Source organism: Deinococcus alpinitundrae (assembly GCF_009982895.1).
Lineage (GTDB): Bacteria > Deinococcota > Deinococci > Deinococcales > Deinococcaceae > Deinococcus > Deinococcus alpinitundrae.
Map to the genome: position 1 here is coordinate 33,766 of NZ_WXZL01000005.1, position 23,288 is coordinate 57,053.

Sequence of the window (23,288 nt, forward strand, 5' to 3'; positions counted from 1 at the left end):
TTTAGCCGGGCATCGGCGTGAGGTCGAAGCGCCCGCCCACATTCAGCCCGCCGCCGCGCTGCCAGTCCGCCGCCGCCATCGCTTTCTTGCCTTCCGGCTGCACGGTGCTGATGAGCAAGGCACCCTCACCGCAGGCCACCGTCAGGCCCGCCGCATTGACACTCAGCAGTTCGCCGGGCGGCCCCGATGCCTGCACCGGGCGCATGTCCAGCACCTTCAGCCGCCTGCCGCTCACAAAGGCGCTGGTCTGCGGCCAGGCATAGACGCCCCGGTAGCGGTTGTAGATGGCCTGCGCGGACTCGTGCCAGCGCACGTCGCCGTCCGATTTGTCCAGCATCGGGGCGTGGGTGGCCTGAGTGCCGTCCTGCGGCTGGGGGTTCAGGGTATCCAGCGTGTCCAGCGCCGCCACGATCAGCCGGGCGGCCTGAAGTTGCAGCGCTGCCGAGAGGTCCATGCTGGTCCAGTCGGCGGCGATGTCCAGCGCTTCTTGCAACAAAAGCGGCCCGGTGTCCATGCCGGGGTCGGTCTGCATGATGGTGGTGCCGGTGGTGCTCAGGCCTGAGATCAGCGCCCACTGAATCGGAGCCGCACCGCGCAGCGAGGGCAGCAGGCTGGTGTGGGTGTTGAGAAAACCGAAGCGGGGAACCTGGAGCAGCGCGGCGGGCAGAATCTTGCCGTAGGCGCAGGTGACGGCCACGTCGGCGCCGGAGCCTCGCAGCACGGCTTCAAAGTCGGTGTTCTTTTTGAGCCGGGCCGGTTGTGCGAGCGGCAAGCCCAGCTCATGAGCGCGGGCGGCCACCGGCGGCGGGGTCAGCCTCAGGCCGCGCCCCACCGGCTTGTCGGGCTGGGCCACCACTAGCACCACGTCGTGCGCATCCAGAATCGCTTCCAGCACCGGCACGGCGAAGGCGGGCGAGCCGAAAAAGGCTACCCGGCGGCGCAACTTTGCTTGGGCCTGAGTTGAGCCGATCAACCCTCCAACTCTTTGAGGTTGGCCTTCGACTGGCGCTGGAGGGCACTCAGCTCCTTGCGGTACTCGTCGGTGATGCTGGCGGGCAGGTGGTCGAGGAACAGCACGCCGTTGAGGTGATCGATCTCATGCTGAAAGACGCGCGCCAGATAGTCCTCGGCCTCGATGCTCTGCGGCTGGCCATCGAGGTCGAGGTAATCGACCCGCACGGCGCGGTTGCGCTTGACACCCTCTTCGTAGATGTTGGGAATCGACAAGCAGCCCTCGGTCATCTGGTCGTCTTTTTTCTTGTTGAGGACCGTCAGCACCGGGTTGACGAACACGAACTCGCGCAGCATCTTGCTGCGAAGCGGCTTGTCCTGGCCCTCGTTTTCCTCCTCGTCGTCCTCGTACTCGACGGCCACGAACAAGCGGGTGGACAAACCGACCTGCGGCGCAGCGATGCCGACGCCGCGTGCCTCGAACATGGTTTCTAACAGCGAGCGGGCGACCTGCTTAAGGCTGACCGGCGCGAAGCCCGGCACGCTTACGGGGGCCGTCACGTCAGTCACGGCGTTGGCTTTGCGGCGCAGCACCGGGTCGCCGTAAAGGCGAAGCGGGTACACGCTGGGATGAGGACGCAGAACTTTGGGCACAGTGGCGTTATTTTAGCGGGTTCGGGGCCGGGGGATGCTGGCCCCCCGCCCTCACCCTCCGTCAGCCGGGCGCTGCTAGCCTGCCCAGCATGAAACGCGCCCTCCTGCTGTCCCTGCTGCCCGCCACGCTGCTCGGCTCGCTTCCGGTGGCCCAGGCCGCCACCTTCAAGAGCAAGGCCTATCCCTACACCCTCAGTGTGCCCGACGACTGGCAGAGCAAGAAGGTGCCGGGCGTGGACGTGGCGCTGGCCGCGCCGGAAACGGGCGGGGCCGTGCCGCCGAGCTTCAACGTCTCGGTGATCAAGGTGCTGCCTGCCATGAAAGTCACGCTGAGCGACGTGCGGCTGCTGATGCTCAAGCAGGCCAAGGAGAACGTCAAGGATCTCAGCGTGCTGGGCGACGCCGATATCAGCGTGAGCGGGCTGCCGGGCCACCTGCTCAACTACCTGGGCAGTCAGTCGGTCAGCGGCCAGCCGACCGTAACGATGCACTGGATTCAGATTTTCACCCTCAAGAATAATCAGGCCTACATCCTGACCTTTGCCGCGCCGCAGACCAGCTTCGATCAGGACAAGCAGATCGCCAACAAGATGTTCAACAGCTTCAAGATCAACTGAGACGGCCCCGCCGCATTGAGCAGAAATGTTCGTTCAGGGCACTTTAGGCTCGCCTCACGCGGCATTGGCTCGCCGGGCCTAGCGTGGAAAGGCAAGAGAAGCTTCATTCTCAGTCTTTTCCATATCAGGAGGCAGCGACATGGCATTTGATCTCAGCAGCTTAGGCAATCTGTTCGGCAACACCCAGAACCCCCAGGCCCAGGACATGCACCAGCGCATGGCCCAGGCCGGTGACGTGCGCGACACCAACGGCGACGGTACCGTCAGCCCCGAGGAGGCTGCCGCCTACGTGCAGTCGTACTTACAGCAGGCCAGCCCCGAGGAGCGCAGCCGGGTGCTGGGCGGTTATTTCCAGAACATGGACCCCAACCAGCGCCAGCAGATCGGCAACGCCATTGTGCAGGACCCCAACAACCCGGTGCAAAACGTCAACGTCAACGATCCCCAGGATCTCGCCAACGCCTACAGCCAGGCGGCACAGGCTCCGGCCCAGAACGGCAAAAGCCCGCTGGAAGCGGCGTTCTCGCAGGGTGGCATGCTCAGTAGCCCGCTGGTCAAGGCCGGGCTGGTGGGGCTGGCCGGGGTCATCGGCAGCAGCTTGCTGCGCGGCAACCGCTGACCGCTCCCCCCGCCTGAGACCCCCTCTAAGTGGGTTATGTCCCGCTGCACGGGCTGGTGCCGTGCCTTAGACTGGCCCCGTGCCGCTCGCTTACCTGACCCGGATTGCCCAGACGCCCGCGCCGACCTTTCACGAGGAGCTGCGGGCGCAGCTTATTGAGGAGCTGTGGCGCGAACTCGGGTACGCCCCCACGCGCGACGCGGCAGGCAACGTGCTGCTCCGGCTGGGTCCGGCGTCCGGCAAGGCGCTGCTGCTGGCCTCGCACCTCGACACGGTGTTCGGCCCCGAAACCGACGTGACGGTGCGTGAGGAGGCCGGACGGCTGATCGGCCCCGGCGTGGGCGACAACTCGTCGAGCCTGGCAGTGCTGACCGCCTTTTTGCGCGACCTGGACGCCTCGCAGCTGCGCCGCCCACTGTGGCTCTCGGCCAACGTGGCCGAGGAGGGGCTGGGCGATTTGCGCGGCGCGAAGGCGCTGCTCTCGGCCCACGCCGAGGACCTAGCGGCTTTTGTCGCCGTGGACGGCTACCTGGGTGTGGCGGTGACCAAGGCGGTGGGGGTCCGGCGCTACCGGGTGGTGTTTACCGGGCAGGGCGGGCACTCTTGGGGCGATCAGTCGCCCAGCGCCCTGCACGCCCTGGGCCTGGCCGTGACCGCGCTGTACGGCATCCCGCTGCCCAACAGTCCGCGCACCACCCTTAACGTGGGGGTGGCCTCGGGCGGTAACAGCGTCAACAGTATCGCCAGCAGCGCCGAACTGCTGCTCGACTTGCGCTCGCTCGACGCCCAGGTGCTGGCCGACCTCGACATCAAAGCCCACCACGCGGTGCGCGGCGCGGCCCGGCAGGTGGGGGTGCATGTGCAGCTCGAAGCGGTGGGCAACCGCCCCGGCGGCGATCTGCATTCCGACACGCTGCTGCGGCTGGCGCGGCTGGCCGGGCAGCCGGTGGGCCTGGAGATCAAGACCGCCGCCAGCAGCACCGACGCCAACGCCGCCGCGCCCCACGGTGTTCCGGCCATCGCGCTGGGGGTCTACCGGGGCGGCAATGCCCACCGTGAAGACGAGTGGGTGCAGCCCGGCAGCCTGAGCATCGGCCTGGGCGTCTTGCAGCGCTTCGTGCGCGGCTACATGCATGAATAACGGGCGCTAAGCTGGGGGCATGGCCTGGCTGAGCGCCCTCTTCTTGTTGCTGCTGGCAGTTCTCACCGGCTGGATTCCGCTGTTGGGGCCACTGGCGCTGGGCTTCTTCGCGGCGCGCTCCACGCCCGGGCCGCGCGCGGTGCTGGTGGCCCTACCGGGCGTGCTGGTCATCGTTCTGGGCTGGCTGGCCCTGCGCGCCGCCGAGCAGACCGCCCAGCGCTACGGCCTGAGCGCCTGGATCTGGACGGCGGTGAGCTGGCTGATCAGTCCGCTGGGCACCTGGCTGGGCCGCCCGCTGACCCACCTGATCGGTGAGAGCAGTGTCCAGACCTTCGCCCTGCTGATCGCCGCGCCGCTGGTGGTGGGCCTGCTGGCCGGAGCGCTGACCCGGCGCAGATGAAGATGAGTTGCCCTCACTGCAGGAACAGTTTGTAGGCCGCGTTCTGGCTCATGTCGTGGGCCGGGTAGCCGAGCGCCTCCACCGATTCGAGAAAGTCGGGCAGCTCGGCGGCGGGCACCTGAATGCCCGCCAGCACCCGTCCGTGCGCGCTGCCGTGGTTGCGGTAGTGAAACAGGCTGATATTCCACCTCGACTGGAGCTGGGTCAGGAACGCCAGCAGCGCACCGGGCCGTTCGGGGAAATCGAACGAGTACAGCCGCTCGTTTTGCGCTTCCGGCGCGCGGCCCCCCACCATGTGCCTCACATGCACCTTGGCGAGTTCGTCCTTGGTGAGATCGGTGACCGGGTAGCCCTGGGCCTCCAGCGCGGCCACCAGTTCAGGGCGCTGGTCGGGGTGCTCAAGCTGCACACCCACGAAGATGCGGGCCTCGTCGCGCGGCGCGTAGCGGTAATTGAACTCTGTGATCTGGCGCACGCCGATCGACATGCAAAAGGCCTTGAAGGCCCCGGCGCGCTCGGGAATGGTGACGGCCAGAATGGCTTCCCGCTGCTCGCCGATCTCGGCCCGCTCGGCGACGTGGCGCAACCTGTCGAAGTTCATGTTGGCTCCGCAGGTCAGCGCCACCAGTGTCTGGCCCTGCAGTTTGTGCTGCCGGGCGTACTTCTTGAGACCCGCCACCGACAGCGCTCCGGCCGGTTCCATCACCGCGCGAGCGTCGTCATACACGTCCTTGATGGCGGCGCAGACCTCGTCGGTGCTGACCGTTACCCAGTCGTCGACGTACTCGCTCGCCAGCGCGAAGGTGTGCTCTCCGACCATCTTGACCGCCACGCCGTCCACGAACAGGCCCACGGTATCGAGCCGCACCCGCTCCCCGGCCTGCACACTCCGGGTCATGGCATCCGAGTCGTCGGGTTCCACGCCCACCACCTTCACGCCCGGCTTGAGCGCTTTGAGGAAGGCCGCCACGCCCGCGATCAAGCCGCCGCCGCCCACCGGCACGAACACCGTGTACTCGTCGGCCTTGACCTGCGAGAGGAGTTCCAGGCCCACCGTGCCCTGCCCGGCGATCACGTCGGGGTCGTCGTAGGGATGCACAAAGGTCAGGCCGAGTTCGCGCTGAAGGCTGTAGGCGTGCGCCTCGGCGTCGCTGAACGAGTCGCCGAACAGCACCACCTCGGCTCCCCGCGCCCGGCAGGCCTGCACTTTAATTTCGGGCGTCGTCACTGGCATCACGATCACGGCCCGCACACCGAGTTTCTGGGCGCTGAAGGCCACCCCCTGCGCGTGGTTGCCCGCCGACGCGGTGATAACGCCGCGCGACTGCTCCTCACGGCTGAGCTGGGCCATCTTGTTGTACGCGCCCCTGAGCTTGAACGAGAACACCGGCTGCTGGTCCTCGCGCTTGAGGAGCACGGTGTTGCCGAGGCGCTGAGAGAGCTGCGGGGCGAGCTGCAAATCGGTTTCAATCGCCACGTCGTAGACGCGGCTGGTCAGCACCCGGCGCACCCAGTCCATGTTGGTCGGCGTCGTCGGGAGAGCGGGCGGAGCAAGGACGGTGGGTTCGGTCATGGGCGAATCTCCCCTGGAACAAACAAAAAAAGCCCCCAACACGAGGTCAGGGGTCAACGGTGGGCGCGAAAGAGGGCCCCAGTTTACCCGGTGGTGAAAATAATTCGGGCCTGCATGGCGAGCAGTCTACGCCTTGAGCGCTGGCGGTGGAAGGGGGCGCTACTCAGCGTTTTCTGTCTTCGTAAGTCAGATGTTTAGAGATAAAATTCACGTATGCCTTAAGCATATCCAGTATGCTCTGATCGTTTTGAGATCGTTAGGATTTCAAAGGTTTATCCCACCTGTTATCCTCAATCAAGGCAATCGTATATTGACCTTCAATACTAAAAGCTGGATACCAACCGATATCTATCCCGTATTGCCCAGTATTATATTCTATATAAAGAATGTCTTCTTGGAACTCCTCAAGCTGTTCGAGATGACATAAGGAAGGACTGACCGATCTGTCTAGAATGATCACTTTTTCAGATTTGAAGTCGACTTCGCCAAAATTTTCTGGATCGCTCATTTGTCTATCCTCGCCGCCAGTTCCCGCGCCACGCCTGCGCCCACCACGTCGGCCCGCTCGCCGCCCAGCAGCAGCCAGTGGCGCTCACTGAGCGGCTGATACATCGGCCAGCCGCTCTCCGGCAGGGCCAGCCACGCGCCCGGCACGTCCACGACGCTGCGGCCCAGTTCCAGCGCCTCGGTGCCCAGGGCGGGCAAGGCATCGAGCGCGCAGAGCACGTCCTCCAGGGTCTCGCGGCGCAGTCCCACCGGCACGCCGCTCAGCCGCCCCCCGGTGGGTAAGTAGCCGTGCGGGTCGCGGTGGTGAATGGCCGGGATGACCGTGAAGCCCCCGGCGTGGGGCCGCAGCGTCAGCCCCGCCGCCCGGAGGACTGGGGTCGTGTCGGTGGTCGGCAGGTTTAGCCTCGGCAACTGCCGGTAGGCCCTGGCGTGGTGCGTCACTGTGCCCAGCGTGCTCTCGGCCAGGGCCGGTCCCCCCGCCCCCGCCGCCACGACAACCTGCCGGGCCTCCAGAGGGTGCGTTTCGTGAACGACGATTCTATGGGTATTGGTCACGCTCAGGCGGCGAAGTTCCACGCCGGTGGGTGTGGGCACGGCCTCCACGTTCAGCATCAGATCGGCCCCGGCCCGCACGGCGCTCTGGGCGGCGCGGGTGGTCAGCGAGGCGGCGCTGTAAGTCAGGGCGGTCGGGTCGAATCGGGCATAGGGCAGCAAAGCCGGGTCGAACAGGTCGGTGGGCAGGCGTTCGAGCTCCGAGACGGCCACGCTGCCCGACGCCGCCTCCGGCAGCAGGTCCACCAAGCCGCGTGCCAGGGTCGGCGCGTCGTGGGGGCCGCTTAGCCCCAGGCCGCCGTCGCTCCCGCTCAGCTCGCCCGTGATCAGGCGGCGGGTGAAGTCGGCCCGCTCACGCTGCGCTTCCGGCACATCGGCGGTCCACACCCCCGGAGCCAGGATGGTCGCGCCCTCCTCGTTGGGCAGGCCGCCCTGGTCGAGCAGCAGCAGCTTCAGGCTGGGATGCTGCACCATCAGAAAATGTGCCGCCAGCGCGCCCATCCGCCCCGCGCCCAGCACCACCACATCGTAGGGCGTGGGTGCAAAGGGCTGCCCGACGTGCGCGTAAACCTGACCTGCGTTCGGCAACTTCATCTCCGGCAGTATGCCGCCCGGCCCCACGCTCTCACCCATCCGGGCGGGCTTCTCACGTCGCTGACCAGAGAAATTGGTTAAGCTAGCCTTCATGCGTCTTTTCCCCGCGCTGCTTTCCGCCCTCGCCGCCCTGTGCGCCGCGCCGCTGTGCAATGCCCAGAACGTGCGGGTGCTGATCGCCAGCCAGGCGACCCTCAGCGTCAACACTGCGTCCACCCCGGCAGCGCCCGGCACAACCAGCGCGCCGACCCTCTGGAGCATCGGGGTGCGCGGCGGCAAGCTCACCCTGGGCGGCCAGGACACCGGCAGCGCGCTGCTGAGCCTGCCCGCCAATCCGGGCGGCACCCTGGAAGTCGCCGGACGCCGCTACCGGGGTGGGCTGACGCTGCGCGCCACCAAGAGCGGCGTGCAGGCCATCAACGTCGTCGATATCGAGGATTACCTCCGCGGCGTGGTGCCGGCCGAGATGCCGCCCCTGTGGGCCGCAGCGGCGGTGCGTGCCCAGGCCATCATCGCCCGGACCTACGCCGCCGCGCGCATCAATCCGGCAGCTCCCTACGATCTGTGCGCCACCACCCAGTGCCAGGTCTACGAGGGCGTGGCCAAAGAGCATCCCCTCTCGGATGCTGCCATTCTGGAAACCCGCGCCCAGGTGGTCAGCAGCGGCGGCCAGCTGGCCGACACCTACTTCTCGGCGGATTCGGGCGGCTACACCGCCAGTAGCCTGGAAGCCTGGGGCCGCGACATTCCCTACCTCAGAGCGCAACCCGACCCGACGTCGCCCACCGCCCAGAAGCCCTGGGTCATCACCGCCCCGCTCGGCAGCGTGGAGGAAGTGGCGAGGCGCTACGGCGTCAAGCTCGGTCAGCTCAGCAGCGTCTCGGTCAGCAAAACCAGCGCCTCCGGGCGGGTCATTCAGCTGAGTTTCGTAGGCGAAAACGGCAGCCAGACGCTGGCTGGGGCCAACGCGGGCGGCTTCGTGCGCTCATTGGGGGCCAAGTCGTCCAGAGTCAAGCTGAGCGTGGACGGCGGACTGCTGACCCTGACCGGCAGCGGCTCCGGGCACGGGGTGGGGTTGTCGCAGTGGGGAGCCAGGGGCCTGGCCGAGAGCGGCAAGAGCGACCTGGCGCTGCTCGCCTTCTATTACCCCGGCGCGCAGATCAGCGTACTAACCGAGGCTCAGGCCAATACCCGCCCCGAGCTGGGGACGACCCTGCCGCTGGCGGTGGCCGCCCGCCGGGGTGCGGTGCCTGCGCTGGCCGCCGTGATTCCTGCGCCGCTGCCGGACGCTGATCTCTTTGCGGCTCGCCTCGCTGATCCGCTCATTCCCTATCCCGTGGCTTTTCTGAACCTGTGAGCCGGACCAAAGCCTCTCTGCACACTCCGACGCAGTTTCAACCGCGCCGCGCCGCCGCCCTGGTCGCCGGGCTGCTGGCGCTGGGGCTGGGCAGCGCGCAGGCCCGCACCGTCCGGATCATTCAGGCCGACCGGCTCGAACTCAACAAGGTCGACGATCAGGAGATCGTGGTCATCAGCGGCGAGCGGGTCGAGCTGCGCGTCGACGACGACGTGGTGGTGGCGACCCGCGTGGAGTTCAACCGCAGCCGCCGCACCCTCACCCTGATCGGGCCGGGCCGCTACGACGCGATTGACGACAAGGGCGCGGTGCAGCATCTGGCCGGCTCGGACCTGGTGGTCAACCTCGGCAACCAAGCGGTGAGCGGCGAGGATGTGATCATCAGCGACGCCAACTTGGAAATTCGCGGCGAGGCCGTCGAGCGGGTCCCGGGGCAGCTCAGCGCCCAGAACAGTTACTTCACGCCCTGCGCCAAATGCGGGCGCACCCCCAACGACTACGCTTTCAAGGCCAAGCGGCTGCTGCTCTACCCCGGCGACCGCTTGATCGGCTACGAGGCCACCTTGCTGCTGGCGGGCGTGCCGGTGCTGTACCTGCCGATCGTGGCGCTGCCGCTCAACGAACCGTCGCGCCAGCCCAAACTCAGTTACACCAACGACGCCGTGGACGGGCGCACCTTCAAGGCCGATCTGCCGTTCGCCTTCAGCAACAACGTGCTGGGCACCACCTTTTTGCGCTACTACCAGAACCGATCGCCCAGCTTCGGCGGCGGCGGCGAGTTCACCGTCTACGCGCCACTGCCGAGCCTCGATCGCCTGAGTGTTTCAGGACTGGCCGAACCCAATCCCGTCAACCCGGACGGCACCTTCACCACTGGTTACGCCGTCAACTACAGCTTCGCTGCCAAGGGGCACGCTGACCTGGAAAACACTGCGCCCGGCGGGCTGGTCTACAGCGTGGCGGCGCTGCGCCAGGACATCGGGCTGGATCCCACCGACACCAACAAGGGCGTGACCAGCATCAATGGTCAGGCCGACGTGACCCTGACCAACATCAAGACCTTCGGCAACGTCAAGGTGAACGTGACGGTGGCCGACCGGCGCGGCCCCGAGCCGACCACCGCGCTGAGCGCGCCGCTCAAGAAGCCGGAAGTGGTGCTCGACCCCGATCCGTATCTGGTGACGTACCGAAACGGCAGCACCCTCAGCGCCGATTTCCGGATCACGGCGGGCAACTACGTGGCGGCCAGCAACCCGCTCAGCCGCGCGGCCAGTTTGCAAGGCCCCAATTACGCCACCGCCCGGTTGCAGGAGGAACACCAGATCACCTATCTGGCGCGGCCCTGGCGCAACGCCGACCTGAACGTGACCAACACCTTCACGGGCCGCTACTACCTCAGCGGGCAGCGGGTGGTCGATCTGAGTCTGTCGGCCAGTTTGACCCAGGCCTTCGGGGTGCGGATGGTCAGCGGCGGCTACACACCCACCTACAACGCCTACGGCACGGCGCTCAATCTGCCGAGCAGCGCGGGCAGCTTCACGGTGGGCTACAAGTACCTGCGCCGCGAGGGGGTCAGTCCGTTCGCCTTCGACCGCGTTGACAGCAAGCTGCTCAGCGCGCCGCTGGGCGCGGCCCTCAACCTGACGCCCGGTTCCGGGGTGGCGGTGCGGCTCTCGCAGGACTACGACCTGATTTTGCCCGCCGATCAGCAGACCGCCGCCGATCTGAACGTCAGTGTGGCGCAGGAGCCGGTGCAACTGGGCCTCGATGTCAAGAACAATTTCTTCAAGGGCAGCCTGGAAAGTGTGACTGCCAACGGCTCGTTCGGCGCGTCGGCGGCGCGCGGCCTGAACGTCTCGTTTTCGGGCAGCTACACGGCGCTCTCCGGCCCCGGTCCCTTCACGACCAGCGTCAGGGCGATCGGCGGCGTGCGGACCAATACCTTCGGGGTGTCGCTGGTTCAGGACCTCCAGAAGCGCGAGCTGCAAAGCGTGACCGTCAGCGCGGCGGCGGTGGCGACCCGCGACGCGGTGATCAATCCGGTGACGCTGAGCCTGAACGAGACGGTCAACCTGCAAAGCCCCCATCTCGACGGCAACTTGAACGTCAACTGGCGCGGCTACGCTTTTTCGAGCACCCACAGCCTGACCTTGCCCAAGGGCACGCTGCAGAACGCCACGGCTCAAAATGCCTTTACCAGCGACACCCTCTTTTTCAGCGTGGGCAACGTGCCGGGCGGGTATTCGCAGTCCTACGGCTCGGCCAGCCAGTACTCGGGCAACCCGTATTCGACCAGCTCATTTTCGAGCGGCCAGACCTCGCCCAGCAGCCTGACCTGGAACCTTCAGTACGGCGGTCCCTACGACCTGGCCACCACCGGCTGGACCCGCCCCACCCTCACGGGCGCACTGACGGCGGCCCGCCCCGCCCAGCGTATCAGCGCCCAGGCGACCCTGGCCCTGCCCGGCAGTCAGCAGAAAGACGCCTTTTATGTGCAGAGCGCCAGTCTCAGCGGCGACTGGCAGTTTGGTCGTCGGGTGGCGCTCAGCGGGCTGGCGAGTTACACCCGCGCGCCCGTCTACGGCCCCAACCAGCCGCTGAGTGAAACCCTGAGCCTGCAGCCCCTGGCCTTCAATTTTACCTTTGGCCAGAGCGACCGCCCCGACGCCGCGCTGACCGCTACCTTCCAGCAGACCCTGACCTGGGTGAACGGCGTTCGCACCGACACCACGCCGCTGCAACCTGTCTTGCTGCTCACGGTGGACCGCTGCTGCTGGGCGTTTCAAGCCGAGATCAACCCGGTCGCCCGGCGCTTCCGGGTCGGGCTGGTCATTCCCGGTTCCGGCAACGTCTCGGCCTTCGAGAACACCGCCGGGGTCAGCAAATTCCCGATCTTCAACCTCAACAACAAATAGATTCGACCACGCCGACCTGACCTCCCCACCTTCAAGGAGCCGACACCATGCGCCGACTGATTTCCCTGCTCACCCTGGGCCTGCTGCCCGCGCTGCTCTCGGCCTGCACCGGCACCACCGAGGACGCGGTGACGATCCGGCTGGCAGTGCTGGCGGGAACGGGCGGCGCGGCGACCCTCAGCGCGGTGGACGTGGGCAAAGTAGATCCGCAGCTCAGCGTCAGCGTGCCGGGCGCGCTCGACCTGGAGACGCTGCCCGGCGGCGTGGGGCTGGCGCTGCTCTACGGCGATCATCTGGAAGTCCGCAATCCCAATCTCGGCGCTCCCTCCACCTGGCCCAATCCGGCAGACCCGGCCTTCAAGCCCTGCTATGTCAAGCTGGAGGCCAGCGTGGCGCGTGACCGCCTGGCGGCCCTGTCGGACTGCGGGAGCGGCGCGCTGCAACAGGTGGTGGTGTGGCGCAGCGACGGCAGCATCGCCATGAGCGCCACGCTGCCCGCGCCGACGCCCAGCACGCCGCTGCAAACCCGCCTGGCGGTGCAGGGTGACGTGGTGTGGGCCGTGCATCCGGCGGTGGGCGGCGGCTCGGAGCTGATCCGCGTGCTGCGCAACACCGACGGCAGCAGCAGCCTCAGCACGCCCGTCACCCTGCCGACCGTCAACGACCTGGCCTTTTACAGGAACGTGGTGTACGCCGCCACCGAAACCGGCGTTCAGACCCTCAGCGACACCGGTACCCTCACGGCGCTGCCCGCCGCCGCCCAGCTCGGCAGCGCCGCCTCGCGCCTCTACACCAACGACCGCCTGCTGGCAAGCTGGCGCAGCACCGCCAGCAACCCGCTGCTGATCTGGAACGGCAGTACGACAGGCGTTCCGGCCTACTTCAACGACCTGCGCGACCTGACCTACGCGCCCGACGGCACCCTGTACGCCCTCAGCGACGCCACCCTCAGCCAGTACGACAGCGCCTACGGACTGGCGGGCAACGGCTGGCGCGGCACGAATCTGGCCAACTTCAACAATCCCCGCGCCGTGACCTGGCTGATTCCGCTGGGCGGTCCGGCGGCCAAAGCCCAACCTTAAGGAGCCTTGCGCTGCTCAGCGCGGCCCGGCCACCACTCGCTCAGGCCGCTGCCCAGCACCACGCTCCCGGCCCAGCCGCCCAGCAGATCGAACCACCAGTCCCCAATTCCCGCGTCGCGCCCCGGCACGAACGCCTGGTGCACCTCTTCGAAGGCCCCGAACCAGGCGGCCAGCAGCCAGCCTGCCGCCGACGAGCCGCACGCCCGGCCCAGGCAAAAGCCCAGCGCCGCGTAGCTCAGGAAGTGCGCGGCCCAGTCGAGCGGATGCGCCAGCGCCACCCCCAGCGGATCGGCCGTGCTGCTCAGCCACCACAGCAGGGCCATCAGCGCCAGTGCAGGCCACCACCAGACCCGGTTGGCGGGCCTCAAGCGCCGTGCCCGGCCGGGTGCTCGACGAGTTCGATCAGCGTGCCTGCGCCCCACTTCGGGTGCAAAAAGGCCACCCGCGTTCCGGCCCGCCCCGCTCTCGGCTCCTCGTTCAAAAAGACCGCTCCCGCTGCCCGCAGCCGCCGCATCTCGGCGTCCAGATCTGCAACCCGCAGCGCCAGATGGTGCAGCCCCGCGCCGCGCCGCGTGAGGAAGGTGGCCACCGGGCTGTCCGGGCGGGTGGGGGAGAGCAGTTCGATGAGGCTGCCGCCCACCACGAAGGCCCGCACCCGTACCCCCTGGCTCTCGACCGTTTCGTCCGGTCCTTCCGGGTGCAGGCCAAGGGCCCGGTACGGCGCGCTGCCGCTCTCCAGATCGGGAGTGGCAATCGCCAGATGGTCCAGGGTCAGGTGGGTCAGCGCAAGCGGGGTGGAAGGCAGTTCAGGGGTTGGCCCGGTCATGTCCAGCAGTCTAGGTCAGCGCTGCTGTGGACGGGTGCCCTGGTAAGGCTCACTGAACCAGACCGGGGCGGGCCAAATCGGATCGGGCCGCAGCGGGCCGCGCCGGGCGCACGAACGCCTCGGTCTGGTCATCCGCGTAGATTTCCACCGAGACGCTCACCGTCACGCAGGCAGGCAACTCCGACAGATCGCGGTAAAGCCGACCTCCACGCAGGCCGGGGAGTGGCAGGACAACGTCGGGCGCAAAGGACAGCTGGGCCGGGTCGGACATACGAAGCCTCCTGGGCAGGGCCGCACCAAGCGGGCGCTTGGAGAGAAGGAGAGCGGATTTGAAGTGGATGCTTATTCAAGCACGCCGGTTCGCCGGGCGGATAGGAGGATCTTTAGAGTGCCCCCGGTCGGCCTTGGACTGCCGTCCATCTTGGCGGTCCCTCTCGCCGATTTGCGCTGGCCTGGCCCGGCAGGTCAGACTGCCCGGCGTGACTGTCCTGCCCGACCAATGGTCCACCGCTCTGCTCGCCGCCCTCACCGAACGCCCCCAGCTTCCGGCGACCCTGGCGGCGCGGCTCGGCCTCCACCCTGACAATCTGGCAGAGCTGGCCGATCAGCTGCGGGAGCTGGGCGTGCCGCTGGAGACTTCTGTTCACGGCCACGCCCTGCGGCCCGGCACGCCGACGCCCGCCGCGCTGCGGGCCGCCGGATTTTCGGGCGCTTACCGCTACCAGCCGCAGGTCGGCAGCACCCAGGACGAGCTGCGGCGCTGGGCCGACGACGCGCAGGCTCCGGCCCCAGCGGGCGCAGCGCTGCTGGCCGAGTCGCAGACCGCCGGGCGCGGGCGGCGCGGGCGGGTGTGGCAGGCGGCGCAGGCCGGGCCGCCGGGCGCGGGCCTCACCTTCAGTGTGCTGCTGGCCCCGCTCCAGCTCAGCCGCCTGCCGCTGCTGCCGCTGGCGGCGGGCGTGGCATTGCGGGAGGCCTGCCTCAGCTATCTGGCCACTGCGGCTGAACCGGCTGCTGGCGTGCCGGGCCTGAAGTGGCCCAACGACCTGATCACACCGCAGGGCCGCAAGCTGGCGGGCATCCTACTGGAAGCCGAGCTGCGCGGTGGATCGGTGCGCCGGGCAGTGCTGGGCATCGGGCTGAATGTCACGGCTGCGCCCGGCGGCGCGGCCTGCCTGGCCGACCTCGCGCCGGGGCGAAGCTGGCACCGGGCCGAGCTGCTGGCGGCCATTTTGCGGGCGCTGGAGCACTGGCTCAGCGCTCCGGACGCCGAGATTCTGGACGCCTGGCGAGAAGCCAATTTCACCCTGGGCCGCTGGGTCCAGGTTCAGACTTCCGGCGGCCCGGTCAGCGGGCAGGCCCAGGCCCTGACCGGCAGCGGCGAACTGCAAGTCGTCACCGATGCAGGTGAGCTGCTCACCATCGGCGCGGGTGATGTGGCGCTGATCGGAGCATTGGCGGCGGAAGCGCCGCGCTGAGCCGCCCTCATTCGTGCGGCAGTGTCGCCCGAGCGCAGTGAAGGCGGCGGGCAAATGCTCTAGACTCATGCACCTCGGCTCCTCCTAACGACGTTTCACAGGCTCAATTCTAAGTAGCTGCCCACTTTCGCGGCAAAGGAAACCTCCATGACCCAGTCTTCCAGCCAGCTCCTGCACCCCACCCTCGCCCGCGCCCTCAGCGCTCCGGCCAAGGCCCGCTCCAGAACCCAGTCCACCCCGCTGCGCACGGCGGCTCTGGTCGTGGGCGGTGCGGCGCTGGTGGCCGTCTGTGCCCAGATCAGCGTGCCGATGGTCCCGGTGCCGCTGACTCTGCAAACGCTGGCGGTGCTCCTGGTCGGGGCTGCGCTGGGGAGCCGCCAGGGAGCCGCCGCACTGCTGACGTATCTGGCAGCGGGCGCCGCGGGGCTGCCGGTCTTCGCGGGCGGCCTGGGGTCGCTGCTGAGCGCCAGAGGCGGCCTGACCCCCACCCTCGGCTACCTGATCGGCTTCGTGCTGGCTGCCGGCCTGGTCGGCTGGCTGGTCGAGCGCTTCGCCGCCGACCGCACCCCCTGGGGCATGGCGGCCACGATGCTCCTCGGCAATGCCGTGATCTATGCCATCGGCTTGCCGGTGCTCGGCGCATTGACCGGCCTACACGGTCAGGCGCTGCTCGGTGCGGGCCTGATTCCCTTTTTGCCTGGTGACCTGATCAAACTGGCGCTGGCCGCTGCCTTGCTGCCGGGAGCCTGGGCGCTGCTGCGCCGCCGCTAAGTCTCACAGTCGAGTGCTGCAAAGTTATCCACAGGCTTATCCACAGGGCCTGTGGATAACTTGTGGATAACCGATTCGAGGCCCACAGACCCAGAAGAGACCTATGCTGTCTCAGACGCGGTCGCGCAGGATTTTTCGGGTGTTCTGGAACCTTCCAAAGTTATCCACAGTGAAACGCCAAACTGTGGATAACTTTTGTTTAACAGCCCGCCGCGCCGTGTTTTTGCTCATCTGGACCGGCATCGGCCCGGCGCACAGCAGCCACGAAGGCCCGTACCCGCGCCGGGTCCTTGAGGCCGGGCGCGTGTTCCAGGGCGCTCACCGCGTCCACCCCGGCGGGATGCAGGGCACCCATCGCCTCGGCCACGTTGTGCGGCCCCAGACCACCGGCCAGCCAGCTCCCCGCCGGGAAGTGCGGCGCGAGCCCGGCCCAGTCGAGCGGCTGCCCGCTGCCCGGCTGCGGTGCGTCGAGCATCAGCGTGAGGTGGGGCGGTAGCAACGCTTCAGGGTCCTGGGGCAGGGTCTGCGGTGAAACCACCCGCACCACCGGATACCACCCGGCCAGTTCGGCGAGTTCGGCGCCCGAGAACCCGCCATGAACCTGCACCGCCGAGACGCGGGCTGCGTCTGCCAGATGCAGAATCTCGGCCACAGTCTGCCCCAGAAAGACCCCGACCCGGCCCACCCCCGGCCCCACGGCCAGCGAGATACTGCGGGCCACGTCCGGCGCGACAAGCCGCTTGCTGATGGGCGCGAAGATCAGGCCGATGGCGTCCGCGCCCGCCTCGGCAGCGTCCAGCGCGTCGCCTAGGGTGGTGGTGCCGCAGATTTTGATGTGGGTGCGGCCTGAAGGCATGGGCCAGAGGGTAGCACGCCGAAGCGGGCCACGTGGGCCTGTCTGCCCGTCATCCCTCCGCTTCTCCGAAAGCGCTCCGCAGCGCCAGGGCGAACACCTGAAAACTCAGCCCCGGGTTGGCGTAGGCTTCCAGCGCTTCCTGCAACGCTTCGAGGGCCGTGTCGGCGGCGGCCCGGACCGCGCCCGGCTGGCTGCGCCATACGAAGCGCAGGGCCTCAGGATGTAGCGCGGGCGCAAAATTCTTTTCCAGGGTGGCGGCGGCCTCCAGCGCGGGCCACAGTCCCTCTCGCAGCGCCTCGGTGAGCTGGCGGGCGTCGTCCAGGGCGGCGCGGACGGTGTCGAGGTCGCTCAGCAGCCCGGCGCGCCCGGCGGCAAAGGCCAGCAGCTCGGTGTCGGACGCTTGATCTGCGGCCCGGTTCCCTGACGGAGGCTCAGCGGCCAGCAGCCGGGCCAGTTCGGCGTCCGGTACTGGCGGCACCCCCAGGCGGCTGGAGCGGCTGACCAGGGTGGGGATCACCGAGCGCAGGTCCTCGGCCAGCAGCACGAACAGGGCGCGGTGCGGCGGCTCCTCGATGAGCTTGAGCAGGGCATTGGCAGCCTCGGTGTTGAGGTACTCGGTGCCGTCGATGATCACCACGCGCCGCCGGTAGGTGGGCCGCACCTCCAGAAACTCGTAGACGTGCTGCTCATAGTCCTTGCCCTGGTCGCGGGCCGAGAGCACCGCGCCGATAGGGATAATTTTGCGCCGCGCCGCCTTGCCGGTGCTGGTGACGGTGCGCGGTGAGAGCAGCAGCACATCGGGGTGGACCCCCAGCGCCGCCGCCCGGCACGACGTGCACTCGCCGCAGGGCAGCGTGCCACCGGAGCGCGCGCAGTTGTGCCGCGCGGCCAGCACCGTCGCCAGCGCCCGCTTGCCCACCCGTGCCGGGCCGGTCAGCAGCCAGGCGTTGCTCTGCGGCAGCGCGAGCTGAACCAAGAGGGCGGCGTGGCTCTCCGGCAGGTGCGGCAGCTGGGGCCGTATCAGGGTCATGTGGAGGGCCCCGGCATGCTCACGGCGTGCCTCATTTGCCCAGCAGCAGCCGAGCGCCCAGCACTTCCGGCAGCCCGGCCAGATTCACGTCGCGCTGCACCTGAGCCATGTCGTAGTTGACCCGGTACACCTGAAAATGCGCGCGGGTGCTGTCATAGACGGCGTAACTGGCCTGCGGATTGCCGTCGCGCGGCTGGCCCACCGAGCCGGGGTTCAGAATGACCCGCGCGCCCGGCGGCACCATGTAGCTGCCGCCCTGCACGAAGGCCTGGTGCTTGACCCACTCGCCCACCGGGGCATTCAAGGTGGCGTAGACCGCCGGGTGGTGGGTGTGGCCCACGAAAGCCAGACGTCCGTGCCACCCGGCAAACGCCTCGCGGGCCGCCGTCACCGAGTCGGTGTAGTCGTCCAGGCTCAGCGGCGTGCCGTGACGGTAACGCGCGCCGATGCTCTGGTCGTCGATGCCGTCGCGCCAGCTGCGCACCCAGGCCAGATCGCGGTCCGACAACTTCTCCAGTTGCCAGGCCAGCGCCTGCGAGACGATGCTCACGCGCATATTCAGGCCGTCGGCGCGGTCGAGCAGCATCTGGTCGTGGTTTCCCATTAAGCAGGTCGCGTCGAGGTTGCGCAGGGCCTGAAGCACCTCGCGCGGGTGCGGGCCGTAGCCCAGCGCGTCGCCCAGGTGCACGACCTGACTGTAGTTGCGCGCCTGGGCGTCCGCCAGGACAGCTTCAAGCGCGGTGAAATTGGCGTGAATATCGGAAAGCAGCAGCAGCCGCACGCAGGCATGATAGCGGCAAGTCTGGTCGCAGGCGACCCGCCGCCGATACGGCCTGCCCGTTCCGATGACCGGACGCGTCCCCGGCCCGGCCCGACCGCTATGCTGGGCGCGTGCCGAGCGACGTTTCTCCCCTCTGTTTGCCCTCCTCACCGCAGCTCTGGACCGACGTCTACGGCGCGCTGCACGCCCGCTACGCTGCCCGCACCGGAGTGCATACCTGGCTCGTCACGGCGGCGCCTGACACAGCCTGGGCCGCCGCCGAGGCCCTGACACTCTGGCGAGCGGGCGAGGGCCAGCGGCTCAAGGGCTGGCTCGAACTGCTGGTTCACGACACCCTGTTGCCGCTGGAACAGACGCTGCGCGGGCAGCGCTTCGGTGGGGTGGTGGTGGTGGGCGAGGCGCTGGCAGGCGGCCCCGCTCCACAGTGGCCCGAGCGCACCGTCACCGCTCTAAGCGGCCTGCGCTACCGCGAGGGCGGCTCTCTTCCAGCCTGGCGCGCGGCCACCCCGCTCGGCGGCGTGATCCGGCAGGGCGAGAGTGCCGCCGCCAGCATCTGCGCTGCCCAGGGCGTGCCGGTGGTGGTCTGCGAACCGCCGCGACTGGGCGAGGCGCTCCTCGGTCTGGCCGGGCAGGTGCCTCAGGGCCTGGCGCTGCTCCCCTGAAAAGCTGCTGGGCGTATTGGATGGCTCGGCAGCCCTCACGGTTGCGTCGCCCGGCTGCGCCTAGACTGCCCACGTGAGTGTGCCCGCCCCGTTTGATCTATCACCATTTTTGCCGACTGAGGCCGTGCCGGTTCGGCACCTCTACGTGCATGTGCCATTTTGCCCTAGCATCTGCCCCTACTGCGACTTTCACGTCCTGACGCGGCGCAGCGGGCAGGTCGAAGCGTATCTGGAGCAGTTGGAGCGCGAGGCGGCGTTGCTCTCGGCCAGCTACGCCACCGAGCTCGACACCGTCTACCTCGGCGGCGGCACCCCCAGCTTCCTGAGAGACGACGAACTGGCCCGCCTGACCCAGATCGTTCGGCAGCACCTCGGCTGGGGCCGTCTGGAAAACACCCTGGAAGTCAATCCCGGCACCGTCAGCGCGGCGCGGGCGCAACACTGGAGATCGCTGGGCTTTGACCGGGCCTCCGTGGGCGTGCAGAGCCTCCACGACCCGACCCTCAAGTTCCTGGGCCGCCAGCACGACGCCGAGCAGGCCCGGCAGGCAGTCGGGCAGCTCAGTGCGGCAGGGTTCCGGGTCAGCGGCGACCTGATCACGGCGGTGGCGGGGCAGCCGCTGGACGACGACATCGCCGGACTCATTGAACTGGGGGTCGGTCACATCAGCGCCTACACCCTGACCATCGAGCCGGGCACGCCGTTCGCCCGCCGGGGCGTCACGGTGGCCGAGGACGACGAGCGGGCCGGCTTCGAGCGCACTGCCGAGCTGCTCACTGAGGCGGGCTTCGGGCGCTACGAGATCAGTAACTACGCCCGCCCCGGCGAACACTCGCGACACAACAGCGCCTACTGGCAAAACCGCTTTTACCTCGGTCTGGGGCCGGGCGCGGCAGGCCACTATCCCAGTGCCGATCCGCAGCTGAGGGCTGAGCGGCGCACCAATCCGCAGCTGCACGACTGGCTGGCCCACAATTTTTCTGCCGGTCCAGCTGGAGAAACCGAGGGCATTGACGCCGAGGAACACGTCACCGACGCCCTGTTCATGGGCCTGCGGACCCGCGCTGGGGTTGATCTGGCCGAACTGTCACGGGCCAGTGGGCTGGACGTGGTCGGGCGCTACGCCGAACCGTTGCGGCGCAATCTGGCCGCACACCTGCTGATCCGCGAGGGCGAGCAGCTGCGGGCCACTGAGCAGGGCTGGTGGTTGCTTAACAAGGTGCTGGGCGATTTCGTCAACGGCTAGGCCGGGTTCAGGACAAGCTGAGGCTGCCGTTGAGCCACCTCAGAAACTCCGGCGAGGCGCGGTCCACCGGCAGCGCCACGATTTCCGGCACCTCGTAGGGGTGGTGCTCCTTGATAAATCGCTCCAGCTCCGGGTAGCGCTCGCCGTTGGTCTTGATCAGCAGCAGGGTTTCGGGCTCCTCGGCCACCTCGCCGCCCCAGCGGTAGACCGTCTGCACGCCGGGCAGCACATTCACGCAGCCTGCCAAGCGGTGCTCGACCAGGGCGCGCGCCAGCTCGGCGGCTCCAGCGGGCGGCACCGTGACCATCACAACTAAAGACATGCCGGTTACTCTAGAGCATCGGGCGGCGCGGCGGCGGGCGGGGGCTTGCGCTGCCGGTCTAGCACCCGCTGCGCCGTATTCAGGGTGCCCCGGTCATACAGCACCAGCCGCACGTGTAGCCCGGCGTGCGTCTCCAGATAGGTCTGAATGGTGCCGATGGCAATGTCCAGCGCGGCTTCCAACGGATAGCCGTAGACGCCGGTGCTGATGGCTGGAAACGACACGCTGCCGCAGCCCGCCCCGATTGCCAGCTCTAGGGTGCGGCGGTAGGCCCCGGCCAGGAGTGTCGCCTCTTGCTGCCTGCCGCCGCGCCAGATCGGCCCCACCGCGTGAATGACGTGCTTTACACCCTGACGTGACAAGTCGAAGGCGGGTGTGATCACCGCGCTGCCGGTGGGCGTGCCGCCGATGGCACGGATGGCCGCCAGCAGGCGCGGCCCCGCCGCCCGGTGAATCACGCCGTCCACGCCGCCGCCGCCCGCGAGTTGCGCATTGGCCGCCGTGACCAGCGCGCAAGTCGTCTCGGCAGCGATATCGCCCTGTACCAGTTCAAGTGGCATCTTCAAAAGATAAGGAGGCCAGCGGCTGGATAAATTTGACTTCGACTGAATCTGCCTTTATACTTGAGAAGATCAACGCCCAATAGCGGGTGTTTTTTTTGGTTTCGACGACGCCAAGAGGTCTACTTTGTAAGCCAGTCTGCAATGCTGAGGCGGCTAAAAAGGGACACTATGGACGTTCCAGGTTCGCCAGAAGGTCGAGGTCGCGCACTCTGGTCAACGAACAAGCGCGCGGTTTTACCTGGAATGACTCAAGGAGAAGTATGGCTGCAGGACGAGTAAAGTGGTTTAACGCGGAAAAAGGTTTCGGTTTCATCGAGTGCGAAGGTCAGCCTGACGTGTTCGCGCACTACAGCGCCATCAAGGCGACGGGCTTTCGCAAGCTCAACGAAGGCGACGAAGTCGAGTTTGACATCGAACCCGGTAAGAATGGTCGTGGCCCCCAGGCTGCCAACATCGCTGTGACGAAGGCTGCCCCCGAGAGTGACCGTGGTGGCAGCAGCTTCGCGCGTAGCGGTGGCGGCAACAACCGCTGGTAAGCGTTTCAACCTAAATCATCTTCATTAACAGAAGCGGTAAGAGACTTTCGGGTCTCTGCCGTTTTTTCGTGCCGTCGCTGTTTGTTCTTGCCTCCGGTGATTCCTCTGGGATCCTCAGTCACGGCGCGGCTGGGTTAACTGACATCTTGCAGTTTTGAAAAGGGACGTCTGGAACGCGCTTTTGGTCCCATAGTGGGGTGTGATCCCAAAAGAACAGCGTTCCAGACGACTTTATTCTGACATCCTGCCTTGCTTTACCCGCAAGCGACACCGCGAATCGTTCGAGGTCTTCCTCGACCTGCTGCTGGATGGTTCCGGCAGACCCCTGCCGGAACGGGCGACGGTCAAATCGCCCTCGTCCATCAGTCGTTTGCTCAACCATGTGGCCTGGATCACCCGGCAATTCTGCCGGGTGATGCGTCAGTACGCCCTTCAGACGATACAAGGCCTGTGAGGACAACAACCCTATCAGCGCCCTCGACTGGAACTGCTGGTGGACCTCACCAGCCTGGAAAAGACGGGCAAGTTCGCTGAACTTGCCGACTGGGTCCACACTTTCAACAGCGTCTATGGCGTTCACCTGGTGGTGCTTTACCTGTGCTGTGGAGCGCTGCGTCTTCCCTGGGCTTTTCAAGTGTGGCGGGGCAAAGGGTCGCCTTCCCCCGCGCAACTCGCGTTGAAGTTGCTCCGGACTGTGCCCGCCACCCTGCTGGCTGGAAAACGGCGTCCCCGTCTGTACGCTGACGGGGGCGTTGAGCGCGCCGAATTGATCCAAGGTGTGCTGACTCGGGGGTTGGACATCGTCGTGGGCGTACGTTGCACCCGCAAGCTGGAGGATGGCCGCCAGCTCTGCGATCTGATGGTGCGCGGGAGCCTGGTCAAGCCCACAGGGCTTGACCAGGCGATGCGCGTCTCCTGGGTCTGGCTGTAGCGCAACAAGGAACCGGAGCAACGTGTCGTGATGTCGAACCTCGACCGGGGTGGCAAGTCCCTGGCAAGGATGAGGAAACGTCGTTGGCGAATCGAAGCCTTTTTCAAAACAGTGAAGGGGCGCTTCGGGCTTGAACGCTTCGCGCAGCACAGCAAACAGGGTGTAATGCGCTGGTGGTGCTTGTCAGGGATGGCTTTTCTGCGCTGCCATCTTCAGAACCTTGCGATGCCCGTGAGTGTGCCCGGATCGTGGCCAAACTGGGGCGACTTGGCGAGAACCGTACGGTTCTCGTTCGTTCCCGAAGTGCGTCGTCGAGCGCTCCAATGA

At 67.4% G+C, this 23,288-nt stretch carries 28 protein-coding genes; 15 read left to right on the forward strand and 13 right to left on the reverse strand.

Annotated features, from left to right (window positions below; translation table 11 throughout):
• Window position 1 precedes the first annotated feature (1 nt).
• Together fmt and def are read right to left on the reverse strand one after the other, a co-directional pair.
• Window positions 2–973: a methionyl-tRNA formyltransferase gene (fmt, locus tag GUI70_RS05960; RefSeq protein WP_237724731.1), complete on the reverse strand. Its 972-nt coding sequence runs from the start codon at window positions 971–973 to the stop codon at window positions 2–4.
• Entirely contained in the window at window positions 970–1,605 is a 636-nt protein-coding gene (def, locus tag GUI70_RS05965) for a peptide deformylase (RefSeq protein WP_237724732.1), read from the reverse strand. The genes fmt and def overlap by 4 nt, the downstream gene beginning before the upstream one ends.
• A gap of 89 nt (window positions 1,606–1,694) precedes the next feature.
• On the opposite strand from def, the gene GUI70_RS05970 reads away from it, so the two are divergent.
• The 4 genes from GUI70_RS05970 to GUI70_RS05985 all read left to right on the forward strand — a co-directional run bounded on the left by GUI70_RS05970 (window position 1,695) and on the right by GUI70_RS05985 (window position 4,382).
• The gene (locus tag GUI70_RS05970; protein ID WP_161881401.1) at window positions 1,695–2,222 is read left to right on the forward strand and encodes a DcrB/PsbP domain-containing protein; all 528 of its coding nucleotides are present in this window, start codon (window positions 1,695–1,697) and stop codon (window positions 2,220–2,222) included.
• Between the two features lie 139 nt (window positions 2,223–2,361).
• Window positions 2,362–2,841, forward strand: a complete 480-nt coding sequence (locus GUI70_RS05975) for a hypothetical protein (RefSeq protein ID WP_237724733.1) — start codon at window positions 2,362–2,364, stop codon at window positions 2,839–2,841.
• A gap of 79 nt (window positions 2,842–2,920) precedes the next feature.
• Window positions 2,921–3,982 carry a M20/M25/M40 family metallo-hydrolase gene (locus GUI70_RS05980; protein ID WP_161881402.1) on the forward strand — a complete coding sequence of 354 codons (1,062 nt, stop codon included), beginning with the start codon at window positions 2,921–2,923 and terminating at the stop codon, window positions 3,980–3,982.
• Window positions 3,983–4,001: 19 nt separating this feature from the next.
• Window positions 4,002–4,382 carry a hypothetical protein gene (locus tag GUI70_RS05985; RefSeq protein ID WP_161881403.1) on the forward strand — a complete coding sequence of 127 codons (381 nt, stop codon included), beginning with the start codon at window positions 4,002–4,004 and terminating at the stop codon, window positions 4,380–4,382.
• Between the two features lie 13 nt (window positions 4,383–4,395).
• Here GUI70_RS05985 and ilvA read toward each other — a convergent pair whose 3' ends face one another.
• The 3 genes from ilvA to GUI70_RS06000 form a co-directional block, all read right to left on the reverse strand.
• Entirely contained in the window at window positions 4,396–5,901 is a 1,506-nt protein-coding gene (ilvA, locus tag GUI70_RS05990) for a threonine ammonia-lyase, biosynthetic (RefSeq protein ID WP_438503454.1), read from the reverse strand.
• A gap of 310 nt (window positions 5,902–6,211) precedes the next feature.
• Entirely contained in the window at window positions 6,212–6,463 is a 252-nt protein-coding gene (locus GUI70_RS05995) for a hypothetical protein (RefSeq protein WP_161881405.1), read from the reverse strand.
• Window positions 6,460–7,608: an FAD-dependent oxidoreductase gene (locus tag GUI70_RS06000; protein WP_161881406.1), complete on the reverse strand. Its 1,149-nt coding sequence runs from the start codon at window positions 7,606–7,608 to the stop codon at window positions 6,460–6,462. The genes GUI70_RS05995 and GUI70_RS06000 overlap by 4 nt, the downstream gene beginning before the upstream one ends.
• Before the next feature lie 91 nt (window positions 7,609–7,699).
• Here GUI70_RS06000 and GUI70_RS06005 point away from each other — a divergent pair, with 91 nt between their 5' ends.
• The 3 genes from GUI70_RS06005 to GUI70_RS06015 are packed head-to-tail and all read left to right on the forward strand — an operon-like array spanning window position 7,700 to window position 12,962.
• A complete protein-coding gene (locus GUI70_RS06005; protein ID WP_161881407.1) occupies window positions 7,700–8,965 on the forward strand; it encodes a SpoIID/LytB domain-containing protein in 1,266 nt (421 codons plus the stop codon).
• Entirely contained in the window at window positions 8,962–11,880 is a 2,919-nt protein-coding gene (locus GUI70_RS06010) for an LPS-assembly protein LptD (protein ID WP_161881408.1), read from the forward strand. The genes GUI70_RS06005 and GUI70_RS06010 overlap by 4 nt, the downstream gene beginning before the upstream one ends.
• A 47-nt stretch (window positions 11,881–11,927) precedes the next feature.
• Window positions 11,928–12,962: a hypothetical protein gene (locus GUI70_RS06015; protein WP_161881409.1), complete on the forward strand. Its 1,035-nt coding sequence runs from the start codon at window positions 11,928–11,930 to the stop codon at window positions 12,960–12,962.
• Here GUI70_RS06015 and GUI70_RS06020 read toward each other — a convergent pair.
• From GUI70_RS06020 to GUI70_RS06030, 3 genes are read right to left on the reverse strand one after another with little or no spacing between them, the layout of a single operon-like run.
• Window positions 12,959–13,330 carry a VanZ family protein gene (locus GUI70_RS06020; RefSeq protein WP_237724734.1) on the reverse strand — a complete coding sequence of 124 codons (372 nt, stop codon included), beginning with the start codon at window positions 13,328–13,330 and terminating at the stop codon, window positions 12,959–12,961. The genes GUI70_RS06015 and GUI70_RS06020 overlap by 4 nt on opposite strands.
• Window positions 13,327–13,788 carry a VOC family protein gene (locus tag GUI70_RS06025; protein WP_161881410.1) on the reverse strand — a complete coding sequence of 154 codons (462 nt, stop codon included), beginning with the start codon at window positions 13,786–13,788 and terminating at the stop codon, window positions 13,327–13,329. Before GUI70_RS06025 ends, GUI70_RS06020 begins: the two co-directional genes overlap by 4 nt.
• 49 nt (window positions 13,789–13,837) lie before the next feature.
• Window positions 13,838–14,059 (reverse strand): hypothetical protein, encoded by a 222-nt coding sequence (locus GUI70_RS06030; RefSeq protein WP_161881411.1) that lies wholly within the window; start codon window positions 14,057–14,059, stop codon window positions 13,838–13,840.
• 208 nt (window positions 14,060–14,267) lie between these two features.
• Between GUI70_RS06030 and GUI70_RS06035 the strand changes: the two genes are divergently transcribed.
• Both GUI70_RS06035 and GUI70_RS06040 read left to right on the forward strand, forming a co-directional pair.
• Window positions 14,268–15,263, forward strand: a complete 996-nt coding sequence (locus GUI70_RS06035; RefSeq protein ID WP_237724735.1) for a biotin--[acetyl-CoA-carboxylase] ligase — start codon at window positions 14,268–14,270, stop codon at window positions 15,261–15,263.
• A gap of 147 nt (window positions 15,264–15,410) precedes the next feature.
• On the forward strand, window positions 15,411–16,034 hold the full coding sequence (locus tag GUI70_RS06040) for a biotin transporter BioY (protein WP_161881412.1): 624 nt from the start codon (window positions 15,411–15,413) through the stop codon (window positions 16,032–16,034).
• Between the two features lie 199 nt (window positions 16,035–16,233).
• Here the strand turns inward: GUI70_RS06040 and GUI70_RS06045 are convergent, their stop codons facing one another.
• The 3 genes from GUI70_RS06045 to GUI70_RS06055 are packed head-to-tail and all read right to left on the reverse strand — an operon-like array spanning window position 16,234 to window position 18,701.
• Window positions 16,234–16,890, reverse strand: coding sequence for a phosphoribosylanthranilate isomerase (locus tag GUI70_RS06045; protein WP_161881413.1), 657 nt, complete (start codon window positions 16,888–16,890; stop codon window positions 16,234–16,236).
• A gap of 49 nt (window positions 16,891–16,939) precedes the next feature.
• A complete protein-coding gene (locus GUI70_RS06050) occupies window positions 16,940–17,920 on the reverse strand; it encodes a DNA polymerase III delta subunit-related protein (RefSeq protein WP_161881414.1) in 981 nt (326 codons plus the stop codon).
• A 31-nt stretch (window positions 17,921–17,951) separates the two neighbouring features.
• A complete protein-coding gene (locus tag GUI70_RS06055) occupies window positions 17,952–18,701 on the reverse strand; it encodes a metallophosphoesterase family protein (RefSeq protein WP_161881415.1) in 750 nt (249 codons plus the stop codon).
• 110 nt (window positions 18,702–18,811) lie between these two features.
• Here GUI70_RS06055 and GUI70_RS06060 point away from each other — a divergent pair, with 110 nt between their 5' ends.
• Entirely contained in the window at window positions 18,812–19,363 is a 552-nt protein-coding gene (locus GUI70_RS06060) for a hypothetical protein (RefSeq protein WP_237724736.1), read from the forward strand.
• A 73-nt stretch (window positions 19,364–19,436) separates the two neighbouring features.
• Entirely contained in the window at window positions 19,437–20,609 is a 1,173-nt protein-coding gene (gene hemW / locus GUI70_RS06065; protein WP_237724737.1) for a radical SAM family heme chaperone HemW, read from the forward strand.
• 7 nt (window positions 20,610–20,616) lie between these two features.
• Here the strand turns inward: hemW and cutA are convergent, their stop codons facing one another.
• Both cutA and GUI70_RS06075 read right to left on the reverse strand, forming a co-directional pair.
• A complete protein-coding gene (gene cutA, locus GUI70_RS06070; RefSeq protein WP_161881416.1) occupies window positions 20,617–20,931 on the reverse strand; it encodes a divalent-cation tolerance protein CutA in 315 nt (104 codons plus the stop codon).
• Between the two features lie 5 nt (window positions 20,932–20,936).
• On the reverse strand, window positions 20,937–21,491 hold the full coding sequence (locus GUI70_RS06075; protein ID WP_161881417.1) for a macro domain-containing protein: 555 nt from the start codon (window positions 21,489–21,491) through the stop codon (window positions 20,937–20,939).
• A 263-nt stretch (window positions 21,492–21,754) separates the two neighbouring features.
• Between GUI70_RS06075 and GUI70_RS06080 the strand changes: the two genes are divergently transcribed.
• The 4 genes from GUI70_RS06080 (at window position 21,755) to GUI70_RS25210 (ending at window position 23,288) form a co-directional block, all read left to right on the forward strand.
• The gene (locus tag GUI70_RS06080; protein WP_161881418.1) at window positions 21,755–22,030 is read left to right on the forward strand and encodes a cold-shock protein; all 276 of its coding nucleotides are present in this window, start codon (window positions 21,755–21,757) and stop codon (window positions 22,028–22,030) included.
• A 199-nt stretch (window positions 22,031–22,229) separates the two neighbouring features.
• A complete protein-coding gene (locus GUI70_RS06085; protein WP_161881419.1) occupies window positions 22,230–22,484 on the forward strand; it encodes a hypothetical protein in 255 nt (84 codons plus the stop codon).
• A 39-nt stretch (window positions 22,485–22,523) separates the two neighbouring features.
• Entirely contained in the window at window positions 22,524–22,961 is a 438-nt protein-coding gene (locus GUI70_RS06090; RefSeq protein WP_161881420.1) for a hypothetical protein, read from the forward strand.
• A 69-nt stretch (window positions 22,962–23,030) separates the two neighbouring features.
• Window positions 23,031–23,288 (forward strand): hypothetical protein, encoded by a 258-nt coding sequence (locus tag GUI70_RS25210; RefSeq protein WP_368733630.1) that lies wholly within the window; start codon window positions 23,031–23,033, stop codon window positions 23,286–23,288.

Excerpts from the sequence above, each read along its gene's own strand:
- GUI70_RS05970 (WP_161881401.1), top strand. The coding sequence starts at position 1,695 with ATGAAACGCGCCCTCCTGCTGTCCCTGCTGCCCGCCACGCTGCTCGGC.
- GUI70_RS05975 (WP_237724733.1), top strand. The coding sequence starts at position 2,362 with ATGGCATTTGATCTCAGCAGCTTAGGCAATCTGTTCGGCAACACCCAG.
- GUI70_RS05985 (WP_161881403.1), top strand. The coding sequence starts at position 4,002 with ATGGCCTGGCTGAGCGCCCTCTTCTTGTTGCTGCTGGCAGTTCTCACC.
- ilvA (WP_438503454.1), bottom strand. The coding sequence starts at position 5,901 with ATGGACTGGGTGCGCCGGGTGCTGACCAGCCGCGTCTACGACGTGGCG.
- GUI70_RS05995 (WP_161881405.1), bottom strand. The coding sequence starts at position 6,463 with ATGAGCGATCCAGAAAATTTTGGCGAAGTCGACTTCAAATCTGAAAAA.
- GUI70_RS06000 (WP_161881406.1), bottom strand. The coding sequence starts at position 7,608 with ATGAAGTTGCCGAACGCAGGTCAGGTTTACGCGCACGTCGGGCAGCCC.
- GUI70_RS06005 (WP_161881407.1), top strand. The coding sequence starts at position 7,700 with ATGCGTCTTTTCCCCGCGCTGCTTTCCGCCCTCGCCGCCCTGTGCGCC.
- GUI70_RS06015 (WP_161881409.1), top strand. The coding sequence starts at position 11,928 with ATGCGCCGACTGATTTCCCTGCTCACCCTGGGCCTGCTGCCCGCGCTG.
- GUI70_RS06025 (WP_161881410.1), bottom strand. The coding sequence starts at position 13,788 with ATGACCGGGCCAACCCCTGAACTGCCTTCCACCCCGCTTGCGCTGACC.
- GUI70_RS06030 (WP_161881411.1), bottom strand. The coding sequence starts at position 14,059 with ATGTCCGACCCGGCCCAGCTGTCCTTTGCGCCCGACGTTGTCCTGCCA.
- GUI70_RS06040 (WP_161881412.1), top strand. The coding sequence starts at position 15,411 with ATGACCCAGTCTTCCAGCCAGCTCCTGCACCCCACCCTCGCCCGCGCC.
- GUI70_RS06045 (WP_161881413.1), bottom strand. The coding sequence starts at position 16,890 with ATGCCTTCAGGCCGCACCCACATCAAAATCTGCGGCACCACCACCCTA.
- GUI70_RS06050 (WP_161881414.1), bottom strand. The coding sequence starts at position 17,920 with ATGACCCTGATACGGCCCCAGCTGCCGCACCTGCCGGAGAGCCACGCC.
- cutA (WP_161881416.1), bottom strand. The coding sequence starts at position 20,931 with ATGTCTTTAGTTGTGATGGTCACGGTGCCGCCCGCTGGAGCCGCCGAG.
- GUI70_RS06075 (WP_161881417.1), bottom strand. The coding sequence starts at position 21,491 with ATGCCACTTGAACTGGTACAGGGCGATATCGCTGCCGAGACGACTTGC.
- GUI70_RS06080 (WP_161881418.1), top strand. The coding sequence starts at position 21,755 with ATGGCTGCAGGACGAGTAAAGTGGTTTAACGCGGAAAAAGGTTTCGGT.
- GUI70_RS25210 (WP_368733630.1), top strand. The coding sequence starts at position 23,031 with ATGAGGAAACGTCGTTGGCGAATCGAAGCCTTTTTCAAAACAGTGAAG.